We start from the raw sequence: 14,271 nt of genomic DNA, 5'->3' as shown, positions 1-14,271 counted from the left end.
GGCGGTTTCATTTTTAAATGTAAAAAAGTTCCGGTAAAAAATTACCGAAACTAAACTTTAAGAGTCATCAACTCTTCTTTTATAAAATCAATAACCAAAGTATTCAGTTTTTTATTGATTCTTTTCTGTTCTTCTTTTTCCACTGTGCTAAAAACTTCAGGAAAATCTTTTCCAAAATCTTCCAAAATATCTTGTGCAAAAAGGCCTATAATCCTACCAAGCATTTTGGGTTCAAATTCTCCAATTTTGCTTACTACATTATTTAACCTGTTTACAGTGACATATTTTTGAATCTCTTCCCAGATATTTTGAGCAGTTTCACTGAAGCTGACCTGTTTTTGAACAGTTTTCTCCTGCTTTCTCACCATTTTGGATTTTTCAGTCCATTTTTCATTCTTATTTTTCAGAATAACTCTTGAACCGTTTCCAAAATACCTGGTTTTCAAAGTTTTGACAATAGTTCCTTCACAGATATTGTTTTCAATTTCAGGAAGGCCAAGCCAGCCCGGGATTTTGGAATCAAAAGCGTTCGGAAATCTCAAAGCTTCTTCAAGTGAACCCTGAAATAAAATTTTAGCATAGAAAAATCCTGTTTCTTCGAAAATCATATTCACCAAATCTGTATCCAGATAAGTAGTACCGTTCAATTTAATGTCGAAAGCATAGAATTCGTTGTGAGGTACATATTCAATACCTTTCTGCACTTTTACAGCGTCTTTTACGGGTACTACTTCTTTGTGTTTGTAACCTCCCCCGAATAATTCTCCGTAGATTACTACAGTTTCAGTATCAGGATATATGCTTTTCACTTTATGGAATAAATTGATCACATTTTTCCTGTACTTTTCCAAAATCTGGTGAGCATTGAAAAACTTTTCATCTTTTTCAATAAAAGCGGTTCTTTTTCCGATCTTAATTCCCTTTCCATCGGTAAAGAAAGAGAAATTAGCCCCGTGAACCTTTTCCTGTACTATAAAAAACTCATCCCCAAAACCCTGTAACCTGATCTGATCGACCACACGGGTTTGGTAAGCATTTTCTATAGAGTTATATGTTTTGAAAATCATTTTTTAAATTTTTTAATAGTTTCTGATTCATTATTCAGCATTTGAGTAATGTGCCGCTGGGTATGAAGTGAGAGAAAATAAATGTACTCATAGGCATTAATTTTTCCTAAATCATTTACAGTCATCGTTGTTTTGCAAAGGAGGCCTTCACCATTTTTCATCAGATTTAAATAGTTTAAACACTGATGATACTGCTGGGAAATTAAATTCCTTATCTGATTTAAATTTAAGTCTCCTTTTGGCTCCATATGTTCCGGTCTTATCCATTCAAAAGCGCCATACTCTCCTACTTTTTCAAACTTTTCTTTATCGAAACTGTAATCTTTTATTTCAGCATCCAAATCAAGAGCTTTATAATTTCGCATTGCTTTTTTCGATCCTTTTTCAATAAGGATAAGCAGATAAAAGTTTGTAAGATAAATATGTTCAAGAATTTGGTGAGTAGTCCATCCTCCATTTGAAGGCTTATAATTTAACGTTTTCTGATCTTTATCAAACCACCTATCAGCTTCATCAAAGCTGAGCTTCAGATGCGTTTTTATATCCTGAATTAATCTAAAAATATCCATTACAATTTTTTAAAGTTTTTTAAAAGGCTTTCAATATTTTCCTTTCCTACCGGATTCATAGAATGGCAGTAGAATTTTGGCAGATTCAAATAGTTATCCATGCAATATTCTACCAGCCATTTGGCACAATCGTAGCCTGTTTTCTCTACAAATTTCAGGGTATCCGGCTCCAGATAATGTTCATCCGCCAGGTCATGATCAAAAGAGATCATTTCCGGAAGTCCTTTTTCAAGAATCCTGTTCACAAACTGTTCGTAATTGCGGACAATATGCCAGTCTTTTCTGAGGAAAATATCCTGTCTGGTATAATGATATGCTTCAATTGGATATCTTATATCATCGAGAAACAATAATCTTTTTGTGAGTTCCATGATTCCATTTTTATTTTTGAATACCTGTCGTTTTATATTTTAAACCATCATATCAGCACAATTGGAGCTTGCAAATGCGTGAGGTTTTGCCTTAAACACATATCCCATTCCCAGAATATAGCCCATAGCATCTTTCAATGCGGTATTTGATTTAAAATCGGGGTCGGTATTAATGTCTGCGTGTACCTCCATTTCCACACCATAAGCATCCAGAACGGCACAGATAGCGTAAGCAATTTCTACGGATCTGTTTACCTCGTTCAGCATTCGTTCTTTGATACTGATTTTCTGTATTTCTCTTTCTTTTCTGATAAAGGTAAACGCTCCTTTTCCTTCACGAACAAATACTACTGCCGTTGCGTAATTAATTGCGTCTCCATAAACGTGAGAGTCTGAACCCACACATACTTTAAGACGGTGGCCGTTAGCCTGTTCGCGGATAATGGCTTCTTCTACCAGCTGCGTGATAGGTTTCCGGAAAAAATTTCCATTCATGTTCTGCCATATTTCTTGTTGCGTTTCCATTTTTTCTACATGTTTTAAATTTGTTTTGTTTGTATTTTAATTTGTCAATCGTGAATTGTCAGTTCGTTTCACTTATCAATTTAAATTCACTTATGAAGTAAAATTCACTATTAGCCATTCACTTTTTTGCACTCTGAACCGGACCCGAACCAATACCATCAGTTTTGGAGACTGAGATGCTGCCATTACACTATCAGAGTAAATTTGTTGATTCACCAGGACTCGAACCTGAACAGCAAGAGTCAAAGTCTTGTGTGCTGACCAATTACACTATGAATCAGTTTCATAAGTAATGAGTAATAGGTAATTCGTAATATATTTTTGTATGTCATTGATTACTTATTGTACATTACTCATTACACATATTTTGTGGAACAGACAGGAATCGAACCTGTACCTTTAGTTTTTCAGACTAACGTGCAGACCTGCTACACCACTCTTCCGGATTTATAAGTATTGAGTAATAAGTAATTCCATACATTCATTACATTTACAATTTATTCATCGCAGCAATTACTTATTACCTATACTTTTTGTACCTCTCCCCGGATTTGAACCGGGACTTTACGGGGTTTAAATCCGTTTTCTCTGCCAATTGGAATAGAGAGGCAATTTTTGTACGGGAAGAGGGCCTCGAACCCCCAAAACCTTGAGCCTAAATCAAGTGTGTCTGCCATTTCCACCATTCCCGCAGGTTATTTTATGAGTAATGAATAATTGGTAATGAGTAATCCAAAGAATTATTCATTCATTATTCACAAATTACTTATTGCTCATTACTTATTACTTATCATTAAGGTCAGAGAAAGCCTGTCTATATTAAAAACTATGCCTGTTTGTTAGTGCTTGTAAGATCTTCTGCGCTTGACAAACTTTTCTCCTTCCTGTTTTTCTGTGAATGATCGATCAATTTTATTACTCAAATCTGAACTTTCATGGTATTCATTATGTATAACTGATTTTGACCATTCACATTTGTACTCCATAAGGGAACCGAACCCTCGTCTCCCGGTAGAAAGCCGGATGCACTCACCTCTATGCTAATGGAGTTTTTGAACCGACTGACCAGGAATCGAACCTGAACAACAAGAGTACATTTCCTGCATGCTGCCGTTACATTATCAGCGGTTTTGGTGGAAGTAGCAGGATTCGAACCTACTCAGCAATAAAGCAACAGATTTACAGTCTGCCCCGACTCTCCAACTTCGGCGTACTTCCAGATATGATGGGTAATAAGTAATTAGTAATGGGTAATTTTTTCATTCTTTATTTTCATTTTCTAATTTTTACCATCTAAATTCTTTTTGTGAAGAAAAACAAAGCCTGTCTGTAATTTTTAGTTTGATATAAGAACTTCTACGCTCGACAAACTTTTACTTTTTCTCCGGAACTAATCTCATTTTAGTTATTTGAGATGGTTATGGGATTCAAACCCACTAAGTTTTCACAACGGTTTTGCAGACCGCCCCGACTCTTCCACTTTGGCGAACCATCGTTTTTATAAGTAATCAGTAATGAGCAATGAGTAATTTTCATTTTACTGATTATTCTTTTATTTAGATTTTCATTAAAAAATAAAGTCTGTCTTAATTTTTTGTTTGATATAAGAACTTCTGCGCCCGACAAACTTTATTTTCATCTAAAAATTTATATTATGTTTATTATTTATTCTTTTCAATCTCAATAATTCAGAGTCAAGAAAAAGCCTGTCTGTTTTTTATCGTGTTTTTGGCGTAAAGATCTTCTGCTCCTGACAAACCTTTTCTTTTCTCTTTTTTTCGAAACAATTAACATTTAGCTATCTGCGATTCCGGAAAGATTCGAACTTTCAACTTCCGGTTTAACAGACCGGTGCTCTACCGTTGAGCTACAAAATCGTTTTGTAATTTCGGAAGGACTCGAACCTTCAACCTCCGGCTTATGAAACCGATACTCTAACCTATTGAGCTACGAAATCTTTTAAATGAATGGTGATTGTCAATTTGCGTTGCCTGTCAATTTTTAACATTCACTTGTGAAACAAAATTCACCATTCATTTTTCAGTCTGGAAAATAGGATTCGAACCTATGACCTCCCGCGTCCAAGGCGGGTAAACAACCACCGTTATCTTTCCAGTTTTGCAGATTCACTTTATATTTCTTTCCGGGAGACAGCCGAGCTGAAATTTTCCGTGAATCTTTGCGGTCTATGCGAGAATCGAACTCGCAGTACCCAAGAGACAGTCGGGCAGGTTACCGTTACCTCAATAGACCTTTTTTGTGACTCCGACAGGATTCGAACCTGTAACCTACGGTTTAGAAAACCGTTACTCTATCCAATTGAGTTACGAAGCCATTGGTAATCCCAGAAAGATTTGAACTTTCAACCCCCGGTTTAAAAGACCGGTGCTCTAACCATTTGAGCTATGAGATTATATTACTTTGGGTATCTTCGGGGATCGAACCCTGTTCTCCGGTTCCACAGACCGGCGCTTTACCAAATAAGCTAAAGAAACCATAAAAAAAGCACCTCTTTTCGGGAGGTGCTGTATATATTCAGACGTAAGAGATCATTAGCTGACCCACGTATATAAGCACCTTTTATCTATAAATTCACTATCAGGCATACATGTATATCCTTTCGGCCCCTGTCCGTATAGTCTTGAATCCAGATTAGATATGTTATGTAATTGTTTCATTATATTTTTTGTTTATTTAAAAGTTTTTGAATCCTGAAAACCTGTTGCTTTCAATTTTCGGTTGCAAAGTAAATATGATTTTTTTTAACCCACAAATTTATTTTTAATTTAAAATATTGATAATCAGATATTTAAATCTAATTTTTAGCATAGGAAATTTCTGTCCGCAATATCCTGCAGATGTCTTAAATACCTAAATGACTGTCTCTCATCGGGTTACTTATCACTCTTATTTATTGTATTAAATGTTCATTGTTAATTAAAAAATTTTCAATTTTATGGTTATTTTTTTTCATTCTAAATAATTTATGGCCTAAAACACAAAAAACGCCCCGATCATTCGAGGCGTTTCTGCAGTATTTTGTTTAAATTTTTACGGGTTTATTGTAAATAATTTTCAAAGCAAGCACATTTCGCCTCATTCCATATCATCCATTCATATCCGAATAATCCTTTTATTGAAGGGCTATCGCATAGATTTACATTGATATGTGCTCTTTGTAGTGTCATAATTTTTCTGGCGCAAATATATGAAAAATTGTTTTTGAGAGAGGAAAATAATACTTTTGTTCACAAGAAAGGGGGATAGTTTAACTGGAAAAACACTACACTGCTAACGTGAAAATGGAGGTTCGAACCCTTCTCCCCCACAAAATTGAATTATGGCCCCATATCCTTTTAGCAGCGAAGAGTGGGAAACGTGTCTGAAAGTTCTGGAAGCTCTTCAGGCCGATCCTTTAAATAATCCGGATAACCGGCGTTTCAAAACCCTGATTTCTTCAATCCGGAAAAAAGCCAAAAAGAATATCCAAAATAATCTGGATAATTATCTCGCTGAAAATAATAAAAGTTCTGATGTGGAGATTCTTAAAAAGTCGGTTATTGTACAACAGGCTTTGGAAAACCAGACTTCATATTTTCACATTCATACCGAGAAACCATCTTCTTTACTGGCAAAACCACAAGTTTGTTATTGCTGTCACCGGTCTTATCATGAAATTCACTTTTTTTATCATAAGCTTTGTCCGTCATGTGCAGATGAGAACTATAAAAACAGGGATCTTACTTATGACTTCAGTGGACAGACCGTTATTATTACCGGAGGAAGAGTGAAAATAGGATATGCCACAGCTCTAAAGTTTTTAAAAAGTGGCGCAAAAGTGGTTGTGACCTCCAGGTTTCCGGCTTTGGCATTTGAACAGTTCCAGAAAGAAAAGGATTATGATGAATGGAAAAATAGACTTTTTTTATATGGTCTCGACTTAAGAAACATCAGATCGGTTCATGAATTCACAGATTATTGTTATCAAAATTTTGAAAGTATTGAAATACTGGTGAACAATGCTGCCCAAACTATTAAATATCCTGCTGAATATTATCAGCCGTTGCAACTGAAAGAACAGCTTCTTTTATCTAATCTTGAAAATCAGAATTTAATAGAGAACAAAACTCCTGTCCATAAAGATAAAACCGAATTCCTGATAGTATCTGATGAAGATTTTGATGAAATTCAGCTTAACAGGTTTGGGCAGCCTAAAGATTTCAGAGATCAGAACAGCTGGAATTCCGTGATGGATGAAATTGGAACGGAAGAACTTCTGGAAGTAAATCTTATTAATCATATTTCCCCGTACCTCCTGATTTCTGCCCTCAAGCCTTTAATGAAGAAAAGCCTGGTGAAAAACAGACATATTATTAATGTAACTTCTACAGAAGGCCAGTTCAGTTATAAGAGTAAAAATGAGTTTCATCCTCATACCAATATGACGAAAGCTGCTCTGAATATGCTTACCAAGACCTCAGCCCCTGACTTTGTGAAAGACGGAATCTTCATGAATGCTGTGGATGTAGGCTGGATCTCTACGGGAGCTGCAGAAAGCAAAAGGGAAAGGCTGTTTGAAAAAACAAGAATACCGCCACTTGATCCTGTGGATGGTGCGATGCGGATTTTTCATCCGGTTGTGCAGATCAATAACGGAGATCAGCAGCTTTACGGGAAACTTTTGAAAAACTATAAAGAGACTGGTTGGTAAAGGACGTAGGCTTCGAGTACCTCTGCCATCTTACTTAAAAAAACACCTAATTTTTGAATCTTTGAATTTTTAAATGTTTTAATCTTTTAATTTTTGATTTCAATTCCTCAACATCTTATTCCTTCCCGTTTTAAATCTTGAAATATCTTTCAAAATTACATTGTCATCAGGGTTAAAGTATTTCAATTCATTGATAATCTCAGAGCGGGTAGCCACTTTTTCAGCAATGATTTCATAAGCAATATTGCGGGTTACGGACTGTAATTTCGGATCTTTTTTAAACTCATGCTTCATCGCATCAAGGTAAATGGTCTTTTTGTAGGAAGGTGTTTGTAGGTAAAGATTCTGAATTTCTGTTCCCAGTTTTTTAACATCAAAAATATTGGCAAAATAATTATTCAGGCAGTTGAATGCATCCTTATCTTCGTTCCATCCTTTCAGCAGAACTTTTTGGGCTTCTTCAGGCTTTTCCATTTTTTTACTGTATATCAATGATGCTTTTACCATCTGGCTGTTTGCGGTATAATCATCGGCAACCATTTGATAGTAGCTGTGGGCATTTTTAATATCATTAAGTTCTTTGTAAAGATCCCCTACTTTTTCTTTCTGCTGCATTTCTTTATACAGATCGATTGCTTTTTTATACTGCTTTGCTTTTTCATAGCAGGAGGCTGCTTCGGACTTATTGTTCAGTTTTTTCAGATAAACTGCTGCTGCTTCGTTATAGAAACCTCCGTTTTCCAGTGTTTTTGCACCCCGGAAATTGTCCTGGAGAAGATTCATATATACTTTAGCTGCTTTTTTATACTCATTTTCAGCAATATATTTTTCGGCAAGTTCTTCGTACTTATTTCGGATTCTGTCGAATAAAGAGGTTTCCAGATAAAAATTCCCTCCGCCGGAGCCTCTTTTTCCTGAATTATTGCTGTTCCGCTCTTTATCTTTTAAAGCGGTAATTACAATCATAATGATAAAAGCAACGACAAGGAAGATCACCAGTGTACCCACCACGCTCCAAAAGCTTTCGTGAAAGAGCTGTGCTGCAATCCCGATGATCTTAAACACAGCAAGAATCATAAATGCGGTCAGGAATTTGTCTAAAAACTTCTGCTTATTCATCGTCTCCGGTATTTAAAATGGTTTTGTCTTCGCTGAACAGGCGGTAAAGAAGAAGAATCACAAAAAATACAAGGATCCATACAAACCAGTTGTATCCGAACATACTGATGAGCGGATAGAAAAGATATACCAGCATGGAAACAAGAACCGCAGATAAAATAATTTTCACCCACAACGGTACGCTATCACCACCTAAATTTGGAGATTTTCGTTTGACAATGAAAGAATAAATTCCCACCGCTCCGAACATAAAGATCACAAGATACAGAATATCTGAAACCTTTGTCTTTTCCTTCCTACTATTTTCACCCGATTCAAGGGTTCCTGTTTTTGAATCTTTAATGGCAGCCGGAGGAAGATTCATCATATCAACAGTCCCGTAAAGCCGGCCCAGCGAATCGGCCATTAATACCTGTTTTTTCTTTAATATAAATTTCACAACCTCTCCGTTAACAGGTTTTCCTTTCGTATATTTCTTCAGGGAATCTGATATACGCCGTTTCATTTTTTCTTCCTGCTGAACAAGATGCTTCGTTATCCTTTTTGAATAAATGATTTTAAGGAAATCTCTGCTGTTCTGTTCTCTGTTATTGAGCTTTTCAATATCATTTCCTACTTCTCCAAGATTCCTTCCACCCGTCTTTTTATATTTTTCCCTTTCGTTTTTATCTTTTGACATCGCGGCGCCCGCAGCAGCATACTCACCGGAAAGTTTTTTCCTCTCTTTTCCATAAATAGAATCGATTTTCATATCAATATCCGTTACTCCGGACTGATAGGCAATCATATCTGCCCGCGCTTTATCGGTTCCATTCATAATTTTACCGGAGGAAACCAGAAAATCTTCCTTTTGAGCCTTGTCTTCTGAAGGCATAAAGATCCTGAAAAGTATAGCTCCTATAACAGCTGCCCAGAATATCCAACGGAAATTCCTGCTTCCTGTTGTTTCTTTCTCATCTCCCGCTCCTCCAAATAAGGTACTCAGCCAACTTCCTCCAAAGGTAAACTTTCCAAATCCGTCACCACGGGAAGTTCCCATAATATCCAGTGGTACACCAAGATCTACAGCCCTGTCAGGATATTTTTCTATATATTTTAAATATTTTTCAATTTCTTTTTTATTTCCCGCCATTACTTTTTTGAGATCAAAAGGCAGGTTTTTCATCCACTCTTCCTCATTTTTAGGCTGCTGAAGGGTGGCCAGAACTTTTTCATCATCCATCTCAACAGTAAAGCTTTCGATATGCTGAGGAGTTTTTACACCATTCGACGGTCTTCTTACCTTTCTTTCTGATATTTCAGGCTCCTGTATTACGGAAAACCAGTTGATCTCTTCCGTTAGTTTCACCAAACCAAATTCCGGATGCATTACCAGAAATTTTGCACCGGCATACTGCCAGTCTTCAGGATTGATCTTGGGATAAAAAACAGTATTTTCAGGGATAAAAAGTTTGTCATCTACACACTGGAAATATGCATTTTTCCCAATTTCCTGAGGTGCTTCATCATGAAATACAAGCAGGCATCCGTACAGAACATCAGGCTGATCTGCCGGAATAGCATAGGATTTTACCTTAGCAAGATCTATCCCCAAAACTTCCATTTCATAAAGCCATACACGAGGTGACGGGTCTTTGATTAAAAGCCCTTTTTTAGAATAGGTATTTTTCGGAAAAGGCTTTATTCTAAGTTCCATAATCCAGAATCTGATCAATAAATGCTGTTAAATACTGGGAATACATTTCTTCCATGGTTTTTACTTTGAGCAATGTTTGCTTTGGAAGATAATATTCTGATCCGCCATATTCGGTGTTGGTTGCCAATGCCAGAAACCCATATTCTGTGGAAGGAATATAAAATGTGGGAATACCGGTATTGCTGCTCTTAAAAGTAAGCATTCCACGGGAATCTGTAATAATTTCACTACCGTCCTGAAATGTGAACTTATTTTTGTTCTGCTCGGCAAGGATCTTCACCGGAAATCTGTTTTTATATAGGTTCAGCGAGTTTTCGTACAGTCTGCAGAGCTCATTTCCGGAAATAACGAGATTATTGTTTTCATTGATTCCCATCCTGTTGAAGTTACTGATTATTTTCATCCCACTGCGGTTCAGTTTGGTAACTTCTGTTTCTGCCTTTGCAATATTTTTATCTATTTCACCATCATCATTGAAGATGGATTCCACAGAAATGTTTCCTTCCAAATTAATCTTATACAAGGAAGAATTCATAGGCTGGTGCAGGTAAAAGTTCTTTCCGAAATAAACCAGATGATATGAACCCGGAATATTCAGCCCGGTAACGTTCTGCTCAGAATATTCTTTAGTACTCAGATTGAGCTTTGAAACCAGTTTTTTATCCGGCTGATACTGACATAAAATAAAATGCTGCTGTTTATTTTTAGCCAAAGCAAACTGTCCCTTCGGTTTTACCGAAATATCTTCAATCAGAGCCTCGCAGCCGTGGTAAGTTTTGTAATAGTCATAAGAATTCCGGTCATAGTAGTTATCAGACAGATAAGTTTTCAACAGCTGCTTTTTTGAACTCAGGATATAAAATTCACCTTCATATAAAAACTGGGCTATTTTATTGGATGGTGTCGGAAACAGGATCGGATAATTCTGTGGAAGATCTGTTTTCTTACCATTGATCTGATGAACTTTCTGTTTCCGCTGTGGCGGATTTGCCCACAGTTCCTGCAGCGGAAGTTTTATTTTCTGGATATGTTTTCTTGCTCCTTTATGATGTTTATAGAAATTCAGTTCGCCGTCTGAAGTAGTTGTAATCAGGAATTTCAGTCTGTCCCGGTTTTCATGTATTACTTTCCTGATTTTTTCATCAGCAAGATTTTCCTCGTGGGTGATAAAGAATACTTCAAGATCTTTTTCGGTATTCTCTTCATTAAAAAACTTACCTAATGCTTCTGAAACTTCCAGAACCGGGCTTACCTGGTTAAGATTTTCAATAACATCTTCCGTTTTGTCGAGAGAAATCGGTATACCGGCCTGTCCCAATGCAAAAACCTTACATTCGGAACGGGCTTTCGGATGCCTGATGACGGCAATGGCAGATGCAAAGGCCAACACTTTGGGAGTTCCCCAATTTCTCAGGGAAGTATCAATTAAAATGATGCGTTCAAAAACATTTTCTTCCGGCGGGATCTCCCTTTGGATATACAATGCTTCGTTATTGGCTATCCTGTTCATGAATACTTCATCATCATTGGCAAATTCGGAAAGAAGCATCCGGTGAAGATCGCCTTTATTTGCCATATCGGAAATTCCTCCGATGGGCTGTTCTCCGGGAGATAAATGACGCATGGGAATTCTCAGTCCGCTCCAGATTCTTTTGATGAGGCTTCCTACCTGAAATGTTTTGGGCTCTTCGATGAGTTGCTGGATAAAATCTTTATCCGTTTCTACTGTTGTTTCTTCTTCTATTACCTCATCATCCAGTTCCGGCTCGTCTATGTGATCCCGCATGGCATCAACGATAGACTGAACGGTGGGAAATTTTTCATTCAAAAGGTTAAGTGTGCTCAGATCTTTGTTGATCGCTGATGGTCCCGCATATTTTTTTTCGGCACTGGAAGCTAAAATCTGAGGTCTTTTGTAGTAAATGGTGAGGATCATTTCTGCCTTTCCGGGAGCGGTTCTGTTATGGGAATCCTGAAACAGGGTCTGAAGCAGTATAATTCTGTTTTGTCCCTGTTTATAGATTTTATTTAACGATTTCAGTTTTTCGAGGAACTCTATGCTTTTTTCTGCGGTGAAATCAAAGTTTCCGATGCTGTGAAAATTCGCGGTATGGTTTAATGGGCCTGCAAAATCTGTATACCCATCCTGCATGGCATATAAAGCCATCAGCAATGCACCAAACGGAGGCCATCCCTGCGGCTGAAGCTCTTTCAGGATTTCCATTATATAAGGCCTGTACGCTATAGCCCCACCCCCCGGAATCGAGATAAGGTTATTATCATGGTACCCGGAATCTCCGGCGATATCCTCATCGGTTTCCCATTCCCAAAAGTAGTTCTCGTATGACTGGAAATATTCGTTTAAATCCATTCTTTTGTTTTTTCAGTAAGACGGAAGGAGCTTACGGACAGTGTCCGGAAATCTTCTTTTCTGATGGGAAGAAAGGTTCCGTCTTCGTTCCATAATAACCATTTGTCAGACTCTTTATTATGTTGCTGCTGCAGAAGAGCGCTCATATTTTTAAATTCAAAATCAAAGCCTGCGGGCAGAAGATGTCCGTCTCTTATCCAATAGGTTTTTCCGGGAAGGCTTAACAGTGGTGTTCCGAGAAATAACGCTTTATCATCAATAACCGTCCATTCTATTTTTTCAAGCCTGAAATTGGGCTGGGCTGGAATACTTTCTTTAATTTCGTCTATTCTGCTTAATAATGCTACAACAGACTGTTCTTCATTACCCGGTTTTAATCTTACTTCAACTTTTTCATCTATTCCAAAATAATTCTGGTTGGAAGGAGGAAAAGTAAGCTTCAATGCTTTATCTAACGGTGACCAAAGCAAAGCTGTTCTCATTTTTTTGCTTGGCACCAGCGCTCCTTTTTTAAACAGAAGTCCTTCACGCAATTCATACAATATACAATTGGGTAACTGCTGGATCTCGGCAGATACAGCCTGTTCTTCGGTGAAGCCTTTCATCCACACCGTATCATCATCTGCTGCAATCTGCACATTCTTCCAATCCCGGATGGCTCCCAGAAAATCTTCATCGGCCCGGGGAAGTTCTGCCCAGAATTCGTTTATACGCTTTGAAGAATTTTCTGCCATAAGCTTTCAATTTCTTGCTGGATGTATTGTTTCTGTTCCGGATTCCTGATCCAGTCGCAACGTGTCTGGAGGTATCTCAGTTTATCTTTGATGACATTCTGCTCTTCAAAACTTAGCATTCCGCTATCCCATTTTTCCACAAGGATTTTTATATCTTTCATCACCTCCTCCGGGTTGGGGGTTTTGTTCTGCATGGCCTGTGGGTGAGATTTTGGATTATCGTCTTTTTCAATGGTCCTGTTGATAATTCCTTCAAGAATCTCGATCTGTTCTTCGGTATCCCAAATATGTTTCAATACCCAGAGATCGGAAAGTATGGCTTCATTTCTTCCACAGATCAGGGCACTGGCCGCGATCAGGTTCTGAAGCTTTACAGCTCTACGGTCGGAGATGGCAATTCCTGTATTCCGAAGGCTGATAATGGTGTTCAGATAGACTTCGTAAATGGGTTTCAGATCGACTGTTTTACACAGGTTCTGAAGTTCCCTTATCTCGTCTGCCTGAATTTCAGGGATATCTGTTTCTGTCTGGTTTTCAAGTTTTCTTCCGGCGAGAAGTACCTGCTGAAGCAGCTCAGGATTTACGTAATCAACATTTATTCTAACCAAAAAACGGTCAAATAATGCGTTAAGTGATTCGTCTTCGGGAAGAACATTACTGGCTCCTACGAACATGAGAGCCGGGAGATGTTTGGTTTCTTTTCCTCTTTTAAAGATCTTTTCGTTCAAAGCTGTCAGAAGTGAGTTCAGGATGGCTGAATTGGCATTAAAAATCTCATCCAGGAAAATCAGCGAGGCTTCCGGCATCATGCCTTCGGTATTGGTGAGCAGTTCTCCTTCTTTTAGTTTCCTGATATCAAAAGGACCAAAAATTTCATTCGGTTCTGTGAAGCGGGTTAAAAGGTATTCAAAGTTTTTTCCGTCTTTTACTGTTTTTGACAGTGTTCTCACAATGGCAGATTTTGCCGTACCGGGAGGACCGTACAGAAATGCATTTTCTTTGGCAAGAAGACATATTCCCAACAGGTCTACCACGTCATTTTTACCTACGAAGGTATCTTTTACGTAATTGAGAACGGTATTAAGTTTTATAATATTTTGAGTCATCA

At 37.6% G+C, this 14,271-nt stretch carries 10 protein-coding genes and 15 tRNA genes; 2 read left to right on the top strand and 23 right to left on the bottom strand.

Translation table 11 applies throughout. From position 1 onward, the window contains the following. Positions 1–50 precede the first annotated feature (50 nt). From HNP36_RS16850 to HNP36_RS16765, 18 genes are all read right to left on the bottom strand, one after another. Positions 51–1,067 (bottom strand): RNA ligase, Rnl2 family, encoded by a 1,017-nt coding sequence (locus HNP36_RS16850; protein ID WP_184166663.1) that lies wholly within the window; start codon positions 1,065–1,067, stop codon positions 51–53. Continuing rightward, positions 1,064–1,636: a DinB family protein gene (locus HNP36_RS16845; protein ID WP_184166666.1), complete on the bottom strand. Its 573-nt coding sequence runs from the start codon at positions 1,634–1,636 to the stop codon at positions 1,064–1,066. The genes HNP36_RS16850 and HNP36_RS16845 overlap by 4 nt, the downstream gene beginning before the upstream one ends. Then, complete coding sequence (locus HNP36_RS16840) at positions 1,636–2,007, bottom strand: cyclic-phosphate processing receiver domain-containing protein (RefSeq protein ID WP_184166669.1); 372 nt, start codon at positions 2,005–2,007, stop codon at positions 1,636–1,638. Before HNP36_RS16840 ends, HNP36_RS16845 begins: the two co-directional genes overlap by 1 nt. A gap of 39 nt (positions 2,008–2,046) precedes the next feature. Beyond that, positions 2,047–2,532, bottom strand: a complete 486-nt coding sequence (locus HNP36_RS16835; protein WP_184166672.1) for a ribonuclease H-like YkuK family protein — start codon at positions 2,530–2,532, stop codon at positions 2,047–2,049. A 129-nt stretch (positions 2,533–2,661) separates the two neighbouring features. After that, positions 2,662–2,732 (bottom strand) — tRNA-Trp (locus HNP36_RS16830). A gap of 7 nt (positions 2,733–2,739) precedes the next feature. After that, positions 2,740–2,812: transfer RNA gene (locus HNP36_RS16825), tRNA-Gln, on the bottom strand. A 90-nt stretch (positions 2,813–2,902) separates the two neighbouring features. Then, positions 2,903–2,975: transfer RNA gene (locus HNP36_RS16820), tRNA-Phe, on the bottom strand. A gap of 93 nt (positions 2,976–3,068) precedes the next feature. Continuing rightward, a tRNA-Leu gene (locus tag HNP36_RS16815) sits at positions 3,069–3,142 on the bottom strand. An 8-nt stretch (positions 3,143–3,150) separates the two neighbouring features. Next, positions 3,151–3,224: transfer RNA gene (locus tag HNP36_RS16810), tRNA-Leu, on the bottom strand. Between the two features lie 286 nt (positions 3,225–3,510). After that, a tRNA-Glu gene (locus HNP36_RS16805) sits at positions 3,511–3,582 on the bottom strand. A gap of 81 nt (positions 3,583–3,663) precedes the next feature. After that, positions 3,664–3,750: transfer RNA gene (locus tag HNP36_RS16800), tRNA-Tyr, on the bottom strand. Positions 3,751–4,337: 587 nt separating this feature from the next. Then, positions 4,338–4,409, bottom strand: a tRNA-Asn gene (locus HNP36_RS16795). Positions 4,410–4,415: 6 nt separating this feature from the next. Beyond that, positions 4,416–4,489, bottom strand: a tRNA-Met gene (locus tag HNP36_RS16790). Between the two features lie 87 nt (positions 4,490–4,576). Further along, positions 4,577–4,648: transfer RNA gene (locus tag HNP36_RS16785), tRNA-Pro, on the bottom strand. Between the two features lie 66 nt (positions 4,649–4,714). Further along, positions 4,715–4,785 (bottom strand) — tRNA-Asp (locus HNP36_RS16780). Positions 4,786–4,792: 7 nt separating this feature from the next. Then, positions 4,793–4,866 (bottom strand) — tRNA-Arg (locus tag HNP36_RS16775). Positions 4,867–4,868: 2 nt separating this feature from the next. Next, a tRNA-Lys gene (locus tag HNP36_RS16770) sits at positions 4,869–4,945 on the bottom strand. A gap of 10 nt (positions 4,946–4,955) precedes the next feature. Further along, positions 4,956–5,028 (bottom strand) — tRNA-His (locus HNP36_RS16765). A gap of 762 nt (positions 5,029–5,790) precedes the next feature. Between HNP36_RS16765 and HNP36_RS16760 the strand changes: the two genes are divergently transcribed. Beyond that, a tRNA-Ser gene (locus tag HNP36_RS16760) sits at positions 5,791–5,860 on the top strand. 12 nt (positions 5,861–5,872) lie between these two features. After that, on the top strand, positions 5,873–7,243 hold the full coding sequence (locus tag HNP36_RS16755; RefSeq protein ID WP_184166675.1) for an SDR family oxidoreductase: 1,371 nt from the start codon (positions 5,873–5,875) through the stop codon (positions 7,241–7,243). Positions 7,244–7,342: 99 nt separating this feature from the next. On the opposite strand, the gene HNP36_RS16750 is transcribed toward HNP36_RS16755, so the two are convergent. From HNP36_RS16750 to HNP36_RS16730, 5 genes are read right to left on the bottom strand one after another with little or no spacing between them, the layout of a single operon-like run. After that, positions 7,343–8,362: a hypothetical protein gene (locus tag HNP36_RS16750; protein WP_184166678.1), complete on the bottom strand. Its 1,020-nt coding sequence runs from the start codon at positions 8,360–8,362 to the stop codon at positions 7,343–7,345. After that, a complete protein-coding gene (locus HNP36_RS16745) occupies positions 8,355–10,058 on the bottom strand; it encodes an APC family permease (protein ID WP_184166681.1) in 1,704 nt (567 codons plus the stop codon). The genes HNP36_RS16750 and HNP36_RS16745 overlap by 8 nt, the downstream gene beginning before the upstream one ends. Next, a complete protein-coding gene (locus HNP36_RS16740; protein ID WP_184166684.1) occupies positions 10,048–12,429 on the bottom strand; it encodes a hypothetical protein in 2,382 nt (793 codons plus the stop codon). The genes HNP36_RS16745 and HNP36_RS16740 overlap by 11 nt, the downstream gene beginning before the upstream one ends. Continuing rightward, positions 12,420–13,163 carry a hypothetical protein gene (locus tag HNP36_RS16735; protein ID WP_184166689.1) on the bottom strand — a complete coding sequence of 248 codons (744 nt, stop codon included), beginning with the start codon at positions 13,161–13,163 and terminating at the stop codon, positions 12,420–12,422. Before HNP36_RS16735 ends, HNP36_RS16740 begins: the two co-directional genes overlap by 10 nt. Beyond that, entirely contained in the window at positions 13,136–14,269 is a 1,134-nt protein-coding gene (locus HNP36_RS16730) for an AAA family ATPase (protein WP_184166707.1), read from the bottom strand. The genes HNP36_RS16735 and HNP36_RS16730 overlap by 28 nt, the downstream gene beginning before the upstream one ends. Positions 14,270–14,271 lie beyond the last annotated feature (2 nt).

Source organism: Chryseobacterium shigense (assembly GCF_014207845.1).
Taxonomy (GTDB): domain Bacteria; phylum Bacteroidota; class Bacteroidia; order Flavobacteriales; family Weeksellaceae; genus Chryseobacterium; species Chryseobacterium shigense_A.
Note: the sequence above shows the minus strand (reverse complement) of the source record. Positions and strands in the feature narration are given on the sequence as shown.

What these genes read in the sequence shown, in the direction of transcription:
- HNP36_RS16845 (WP_184166666.1), bottom strand. Translation starts at nt 1,636, where the DNA reads ATGGATATTTTTAGATTAATTCAGGATATAAAAACGCATCTGAAGCTC.
- HNP36_RS16735 (WP_184166689.1), bottom strand. Translation starts at nt 13,163, where the DNA reads ATGGCAGAAAATTCTTCAAAGCGTATAAACGAATTCTGGGCAGAACTT.
- HNP36_RS16840 (WP_184166669.1), bottom strand. Translation starts at nt 2,007, where the DNA reads ATGGAACTCACAAAAAGATTATTGTTTCTCGATGATATAAGATATCCA.
- HNP36_RS16755 (WP_184166675.1), top strand. Translation starts at nt 5,873, where the DNA reads ATGGCCCCATATCCTTTTAGCAGCGAAGAGTGGGAAACGTGTCTGAAA.
- HNP36_RS16740 (WP_184166684.1), bottom strand. Translation starts at nt 12,429, where the DNA reads ATGGATTTAAACGAATATTTCCAGTCATACGAGAACTACTTTTGGGAA.
- HNP36_RS16850 (WP_184166663.1), bottom strand. Translation starts at nt 1,067, where the DNA reads ATGATTTTCAAAACATATAACTCTATAGAAAATGCTTACCAAACCCGT.
- HNP36_RS16745 (WP_184166681.1), bottom strand. Translation starts at nt 10,058, where the DNA reads ATGGAACTTAGAATAAAGCCTTTTCCGAAAAATACCTATTCTAAAAAA.
- HNP36_RS16835 (WP_184166672.1), bottom strand. Translation starts at nt 2,532, where the DNA reads ATGGAAACGCAACAAGAAATATGGCAGAACATGAATGGAAATTTTTTC.
- HNP36_RS16750 (WP_184166678.1), bottom strand. Translation starts at nt 8,362, where the DNA reads ATGAATAAGCAGAAGTTTTTAGACAAATTCCTGACCGCATTTATGATT.
- HNP36_RS16730 (WP_184166707.1), bottom strand. Translation starts at nt 14,269, where the DNA reads ATGACTCAAAATATTATAAAACTTAATACCGTTCTCAATTACGTAAAA.